Annotated in this window: 1 protein-coding gene and 1 pseudogene; both read left to right on the forward strand. The window is 54.5% G+C overall.

Features of this window, described 5'->3' with window-relative positions:
- Positions 1-434, forward strand: a 434-nt coding sequence (locus TH606_RS11175; protein ID WP_068544075.1) for a DUF1804 family protein, incomplete at its 5' end; no start/stop codon positions are given.
- 9 nt (positions 435-443) lie between these two features.
- A pseudogene (locus TH606_RS11180) lies at positions 444-827 on the forward strand (hypothetical protein); the annotation flags it as partial.

Below are 827 nucleotides of genomic sequence, written 5' to 3' on the forward strand. Positions count from 1 at the left end.
CGCTTACAGAAGTTGCTGAGCGTATAGGGCGCACCCGCCAGACGGTGTATAAGTGGAAAAAGCAGGATGCCGCCCGTGGCCTTGACTGGGACCGCCTGCGGCTTGAAAACACACTTACTGACGACCAGTTCCGCAAACGCCAGCAGGCCTTCCTGGTGGAGATGTTTTCCGCCTTTGAGAAAGACCGCGAAAAGCTCTCTGAAATTGAGGACCCGGAAAAGCGGCTTGAGCTCATAGACCGTTACGCCAATGTCTTCTACAAGCTTATGAACGCCGCCAAGCGGGCGGAACCTGAGGTTGCCGTTTCTGAAATTGTCACCAGAACCCTCAAAATAGTCGGAGACCTTGCCAGCCAAAGCGAACGGGCGGACGTGCTCCAGTTCCTTCTTGACCACCTTGAGGATGTAAAAGAAGCGGTTATCAAGGAGTTTTAAGTGCGCAAAGTGCTTGACCGGCGGCAGTTAAAGCATGATTTTGAGGCCCTGCGGGAGGAGCTTCGTCGTCTGGAACTCCTTTCGGATGCCGACCGGGAGGAACGCCGGCACCGGGCACCGAAGGATTTTCGCTTCTTCTGCGAGACATACTTCCCGCATCTTTTGAAGTACAAACCGTCCTCATTTCATGAGTGGTTCTTTGCCTCAGCTGACGAGTGGGCAGATGCCCCGGGCGCCAAGATAGAGATTGCCGCCCCGCGTGGAAACGCCAAGACCACCTTTGCCCGCATGTATGTCCTTTGGCGACTGGTGCGCCAGGACACAAACTTTGCCATTTTCATCTCTGATACCATTGACCAGGCCCAGGAAAGCCTGGAGTACATCAAGATTGAG

Origin of the sequence: Thermodesulfatator autotrophicus (genome assembly GCF_001642325.1) — a bacterium.
Classification (GTDB): Bacteria; Desulfobacterota; Thermodesulfobacteria; order Thermodesulfobacteriales; family Thermodesulfatatoraceae; genus Thermodesulfatator; species Thermodesulfatator autotrophicus.